This is a genomic window from Spirochaetota bacterium, assembly GCA_038043445.1.
GTDB lineage: Bacteria > Spirochaetota > Brachyspiria > Brachyspirales > JACRPF01 > JBBTBY01.
In genome coordinates, this window is sequence record JBBTBY010000033.1 from 1 (window position 1) to 6,516 (window position 6,516).

The following is a 6,516-nucleotide window of genomic DNA, read 5'->3' on the forward strand; positions in this document are numbered from 1 at the left end:
ACGCGCGGTTTTTTCTCCGCGGCGCAGAGAATTGTGGCGAGGAGAATGAAGACGAAAAGACGTTGTGCCATGTGAAACCCCGTTGTAGATTTGTGAGGATTATATCGGAAGATGGTGAGGAAAACAATCCCTTCTATGAAAAAATGATATAAGGGTTATTCCCTTCACCCCAGCAGCGACTTCACATCATCCCAGCTCAGTTTACCCGCGCCGCCGCCCTTATCGATGACGCTGTCGATGAGCGTGCGCTTCTTGTCCTGCAGCAGCAGTATCTTTTCCTCGATAGTCCCTTTAGTGACGAGCTTATACGTCGTTACCGTCCGCGTCTGTCCGATTCGGTAGGCGCGGTCGGTTGCCTGATCTTCCACCATGGGGTTCCACCAGGGATCAAAATGCATGACGGTGTCCGCCGCGGTGAGCGTAAGGCCGGTCCCCGCTGCGCGGAGGCTCAAGAGGAATACCGGCACTTCGCCCGCATTGAAGCGGTTGACAAGTTCCATCCTGTTCTGTGTGGCCCCGTCGAGATAGAGATGGCCGATGGAGCGGCGTATGAGCGCCTCGCGTATTATCTTCAACATTTTCGTGAACTGACTGAAGACGATGACGCGGTGTCCGCCGTCGAGCACTTCGTCGATGAGCTCCATGAAGAGCTTGAATTTCCCGCTCGTATGCGATGCCCCGCGTTTCGATATATCCAGAAGGAGGGGATGACAGGATACCTGACGCAGGCGCGTGAGCGCGGAGAATATCTCTATTTTTGCGTTCTGAAAACCCTTCTTCTTCACCGCATCGAATATCTCTATGCGTGCCGCATCCAATATGGATAGATAGAGCTCTTTCTGGTCCTTCGTCAGATCGCAGTAGGCGACGCTCGTGAGCTTCGGCGGGAGATCGGGGAGCACGTCCTTCTTGAGCCGGCGCAGTATGAACGGGGCGATCTTGCGCTTCAAGGCACCAAGCGCCTCAGTGTTGTTCTCGCTCAGTATCGGCGCTTCGTACTGGGTGACGAATTCGCTGTGGCGCGGGAAGAATCCCGGCATGAGAAAATCGAATATCGACCAGAGCTCGCTCACGCTGTTCTCCATGGGCGTGCCGGTGAGGACCAGTCGCTTTTCCGATGCTATCGCTTTCGCCGCTTTCGCGTTCTGCGTGTTGGCGTTCTTGATATGCTGCGCTTCATCGAGTATTACATACGTGAGCTTCATGCCCTCGTAGCGCGATACATCGCGGCGTATGCTCGCGTAGGAGGTTATGCCCACATCCGTGTGCGACAGGTTGCGGATGCGCTTCTCGCGTCGTTCCGTCGTGCCCTGAATGACGCTCGCCGTGAGCGACGGCGCGAACTTCTTCAACTCCATGAGCCAGTTGAGCACGCATGATGTCGGGCAGACGATGAGGCTCGGCGCGCTCGCACCCGATTGCTTCTCTTTCAGGATGGACGCTATCGTCTGAAAGCTTTTCCCGAGACCCATATCGTCCGCGAGTATGCCGGAAAGCTTCATTGCGGAGAGCTTGCGCAGCCACTGATACCCGGCCAGCTGATACGGGCGGAACGTGCCGGTAATACCGTCGGGGGGCGATTCATCGTACTCGCTCGAGCGGATATCGCCTATCGATTCCTTCGCCTTGGGGGCAACATCGAGGGCGACGCCGGAATGTTTCTCAAGCTCCTCGACGAAATGCGGCGCATTAAAGAGCGGCAGAAGATACGAGCTTCCGCTCCCGGGGGCGAGGGATGCATTGTTCATAAGCGTGGCGATGTAGGAGAGTACTTCCTTATCCACCGGTACGAACGACCCGCTCTGCAGGCGAATGTATTCCTTTCCCGCGCGAACGTTCTGTATCAGCGATGATATGTCCTGCAGTTCCTTTACGCCGTCGAGCGAGAAGTTCACTTCGAAAAAATCGATATCCTTCGTGATGCTCACCGACAGTTTCGGCGGCTTCACGTTCACCCGAAGGCTTTTGAACGCTTCGCTGTAGAAGAACGTCCATCCCTTCTCCTGGAGGAGCGGCAGCATGCGGTAGCTTAAGGTGAATATCCTTTCATCGTCCTTGGTGGAGAATGTGTACTCGCCGTCGCGTTCGAGATAACGAGCGAGCGTGGCGCAGAAAAATTCTTCTTTTTCCTTGTCGCGGTAGATATGCTTCACTTCCGGCGGTTCCTTCGCGCGCGATACGTACGGCTCGATGATGGTCTTGCCGTATTTGAATTTTATCGTCGCATGTACCGATGTCCCATCGTAGTCGAGGAAAACGAGCGGGCTCACCGGGAACGCGGCGGGGGCGTCGGCATGGTCGGGGAGGGTGAGGCGGTACTGCTTTTTTATCGCGGGTACGACGCGTGCATGGAAATCCGCGCGATAGGACGCGGGGATGACGCACGGTGTCGAGAAGTAGTCGGTGATGAATTTCGGGTACGAGGGTTCGGTAAGATGGAATATGCGCCCCGCGAGCACGAACGGGCAGAGCGCACCGAACGTCAGTATCCGCTGGTCGACGGGAATGGCCTCGGCCGATTCTTCGACGGGGGAAAGTCCCGGTGTGACGACAAGCGATCCGTCCGCTTCGTCGGTGCCGCTGATGGAAGGCGAAAGCACATCGTCGCTGACCAGCGCGGGCTTCCCGTCGAGCATGGTGTTACGGTGTTCGCGGATGAGCCGGATGAGATCGGCCGCCCGTGTATCGGTGAGCCAGAGGCGATACGACTCCGCGCGATGCGAGCCGGCACGGAACACGCCGTCGAGAAAACGTACGATGCGCGCATCGAGCGCGGTAAGGTCCTCGATCTCGATGATGCGTTTGGCATCGCCGATATCCTGCTCTTCGCCGAGTACCGTCGAGAAGAGGAAATGCTCAAGATCGTTCACGCGCGCTTCCCATCCGGCGGCATCTTCGTGCAGCTTCAACGCCACGCCCAGCTGCGAGGGCGTGCCCTCCTTCACCGAGAGCTGTATCGTCAGCCGATAGCGATCGCGATAGAGATTGTCGCGATAGGCGTCGGTGAGCGGATGGCGCGTGTAATAAAGCCACTGCGAACGCTCGGCATCCGTTCTTTTTTCGCGAGCGCCCTTGGCAGCAGCGCCGGTGGTCTTTTCCGTTGTTCTTTCCATAGGTTAACGTAATGTCCGGGGATGGTATCGCTATAGATGAAAATGTCAATACGGCGGCGGTGTGTCGGCGTGTGCTTCGGACGAAGCGCCGCTATTTCCCGGTGCCCTCGGTGGCCATGCGGATGATGGTGTCGAGGTCGGGTTTTTCAAGGATGACATGTTCCTTCGCGAAGAACGATCGATCGCGCTTGTATACCGAGCAATAGAGCGTCCGGTAGAGCCAGTTCACGCGGCGATAGAGCCGCCGATTGACCTTGTCGATACGTTTTGCGAAGTAGGTGAGCACCTCGTTTAATTCTATCGCCTTCTCGGCGATGATGCGCTTCTTCTCGTTCGTGGTTATCGACACGTTGCTCACATCATCGTCGTGTTTTTGTGCGGCGAGCGAGGTATCGCTCCGTGCGAGGTTTATGATGAACGACTGCTTGTTCAGTTTTTCGCTGCGGTCGGATATGCCGTGCGCCACATAGTCGAGCGATTTGTCATCGAGGATGAAACATTCGAAGAGGCCCACATCGTCGGGGTCCTTGAAGTAATAGAACAGGGAAAGATCGATGTATATCTTTTTTATGTATAAATAACAAAGCTTGACAGCGAAACCGGCTGCATACAGATGGGTGAAACGGAACACGCGCGCGAACGCATAGATGATATAAAAGATGGAAAGGCGGATATTCTCCATGGACGCTCCCAGAGAACGCACCGTCGCCCCCGCTACGCCATGTTCTTGGTGAGGGATTCTGTTATCTTGCTTTCCGTGGCCGATCCGGTGATCTGCTGCACCACTTTGCCGTTCTTGAGGAAGAGGATGGTCGGGAGCGCATTGACCGAGAAGCGCGCGGCGACCGCCTGGTTCTGTTCGACATTGACCTTGACGAAATTGACGGCGGAATATTTCTCTGAAAGGCGATCGAACACCGGCGAAAGCGCTTTGCACGGCCCGCACCACCCCGCCCAGAAATCGACGACGCTCATGCCGTTGTATTTCAACACCGTGTTCTCGAACTGTTCGGGGTTCTCGATCTCTTTTACCATGCCGTCATCTCCTTCGCGCCCCGATGAGACGGAAACGCTTTGTACTGCGAAGCGAAGATGCCCCCGCTCGTATGCGGTCGGCGTACTGTGCTCGGGACTGGATTTGAACCAGCACAGACTTGCGTCCACCAGCCCCTCAAACTGGCGTGTCTACCAATTTCACCACCCGAGCGGTGTTGGATCGATCTATCGGTTGCGCAGTATATCGCCGTTTGTTTTTTTGTCAACTTGACAATGGCGCGGTTTCGCGTAGAATAATCGCACGTACATGCGCCTTGGCGAAGGGAATCGCCGCATTTCGGACCGACGGGCGCGATCGACGATATCGAGGAGCACGCATATGCAGATACCCTTCCTTCTTCTTGCCGCATCAGGGTCATGTCTCGCGATACTCATCATCCTTGCCGTTCTCATGAAGCTCCGCTATCGGCGCATACGCCCCAACGAGATGCTCATCGTCTACGGCGCACGCCCGAAGAAGAAAGCGGTCGCTGCCGGCGAAGCGCACGCGTTCCGTGTCGTGGAACACGGCGGTGCGTTCATCATGCCGCTCATCGAACGCTCGGCAGGCATCTCGCTTGCGACCATGGAGATACCGTTCAGCATAAAGAGCGCGCTCACCAAGACCGGCGTGCCGGTAAGCATCAACGGCGTTGCGCAGGTGCGTATACGGCCGGAGGCGAGGACGCTCATAAAAGCGGTGCCGCTCATACTCGATAAGAGCGAGGACGAGATGCGGCGCATCGTCCTTAACCTGCTCGAGGGGCATATCCTTGAGGCCGTGGCGACGATAGAACCGGAGCAGCTCCATCTCCGTCTGCCGGATACGGCGCGGAAATTCACCGATGCCGCGCGTGAAGACCTCATCAAGATAGGCTACGAGACGCTCACCCTCGTCATCGAGAAGGTGTGGGACGACAACGGATATTTCGATTCGTTCGGCAAGGCGCAGATAGCCGAAGTGCGGGCGGAGGCGAGCCTCGGCGAGGCGAAGGCGAACGTCAAACGGCTCAAGGCGGAGAAGGAAGTCGCCGAAACGGCGAAGGAATTCGAGGTGGCTATCGCCCAGGCGCAGCGCATCATCAGCGAGAACAAGGCGAAAGCGGATATCGCCTACGAGATAGAGAAGGCGAAGATCGACCGCCGCTGATCACTGTATGGAAGCATCTGCAGCAAAAGCATTGACGTATGCACAGGTGCTTGCGGAGCTGTCAAGCGATAGACCGTTCGCGAACGGCATTCCCGATGTGCTCACCGTGACCGATTTCCCGCGTGTGTTCTTCGTTCCGTCGAACGCACTTACATACCGTGTCATCGCTTCGGCCGATGAAGCCGCTCTGGCGATGAGCGACGGCGGGATGCCTGCGATAGTGCTCCCCGCGGTCGTCCTGTCGCGCATGACCGTCGAGAAGACGCTCAGCTGCAAATACTGGATATTCGGTTCGAACGTCGATATGCGGCGGGCGATATTCAAGGCGCGTGTCGACCTCTCTGATGCGACGTTCAGCATGATCGATGCCGGCGAGGCCGTGTTCGGGGATACGCTCGATCTGACGAAGGCGCGCTTCGAACGCGAGGCGAATTTCTGGAAGGCGACGTTCGAGCGCGAGGTGCTCCTGCGTTTTTCACGGTTCCATGCGATGGCCTATTTCTCGGGCGTACGGGCAAAGGGCGATTTCGTCATGAGCGCTGCGGAAGTGCGCGGCAAGGCGACGTTCTCCTCGGCCGTGTTCATGGGGGATGCGTCGTTCGGCGAGACCGTGTTCCATGCGAAGACCGATATTTCGGACGTACAGTTCCATCGGTGGGCGAATTTTTCCGAGGCGCATTTTATCGCCGAGGCCGACTTCATTCGCACGGTGTTCCATGCGCGGGCAACGTTCGAGAACGTCACGTTCGATACCTGGGCCGATTTCAAGCAGATGAAGCTTAACGGCATGTTCGATATGAACGTGGCCGTGTTCAAGAGCGGTTCGCATTTCAGCGAGATGACGGTGAACGCGTTCGCGCGGTTCAATCGGATAACGTTCTACGGCTATACCGGCATGCAGAACATCGTTATCGGCGAGAAGGGCGAGATCGCCCTATCGTTCTCCACGTTCCGAGAGCGGGCGGACATTTCCTTCCGTGACGGCGATATAGCAGGGCGCATCAATTTTCGCAAGGTCGATTTCCGCGAACGCTGCGAGATACCGTGGGGTGCACTGTCGAAACACAATGCGAGATCGCTCGTGGTATATACCGACGGGAAGCCGGATATGGACCGGACGGTCGAGAACCTTTTCATCCTCAAGCGAACGTACGAGACGCTTGGGCGGCATGACGAAGAGAAACAGGTATACTATCTCTATAAGGTGTTCGAGCGCAA

General features: G+C 56.8%; 5 protein-coding genes and 1 tRNA gene. 2 read left to right on the forward strand and 4 right to left on the reverse strand.

Annotated elements, in window-relative coordinates; genetic code table 11:
• Window positions 1-164 precede the first annotated feature (164 nt).
• From AABZ39_05365 to AABZ39_05380, 4 genes are all read right to left on the reverse strand, one after another.
• Window positions 165-3,113 (reverse strand): DEAD/DEAH box helicase, encoded by a 2,949-nt coding sequence (locus AABZ39_05365; GenBank protein MEK6794183.1) that lies wholly within the window; start codon window positions 3,111-3,113, stop codon window positions 165-167.
• Between the two features lie 91 nt (window positions 3,114-3,204).
• Window positions 3,205-3,795 carry a hypothetical protein gene (locus tag AABZ39_05370; GenBank protein MEK6794184.1) on the reverse strand — a complete coding sequence of 197 codons (591 nt, stop codon included), beginning with the start codon at window positions 3,793-3,795 and terminating at the stop codon, window positions 3,205-3,207.
• 32 nt (window positions 3,796-3,827) lie between these two features.
• On the reverse strand, window positions 3,828-4,148 hold the full coding sequence (gene trxA, locus AABZ39_05375; protein ID MEK6794185.1) for a thioredoxin: 321 nt from the start codon (window positions 4,146-4,148) through the stop codon (window positions 3,828-3,830).
• 88 nt (window positions 4,149-4,236) lie between these two features.
• Window positions 4,237-4,320 (reverse strand) — tRNA-Leu (locus tag AABZ39_05380).
• A 168-nt stretch (window positions 4,321-4,488) separates the two neighbouring features.
• On the opposite strand from AABZ39_05380, the gene AABZ39_05385 reads away from it, so the two are divergent.
• Window positions 4,489-5,298, forward strand: coding sequence for a flotillin family protein (locus tag AABZ39_05385; protein ID MEK6794186.1), 810 nt, complete (start codon window positions 4,489-4,491; stop codon window positions 5,296-5,298).
• Between the two features lie 7 nt (window positions 5,299-5,305).
• On the forward strand, window positions 5,306-6,516 hold a 1,211-nt coding region (locus tag AABZ39_05390), incomplete at its 3' end, for a pentapeptide repeat-containing protein (GenBank protein ID MEK6794187.1).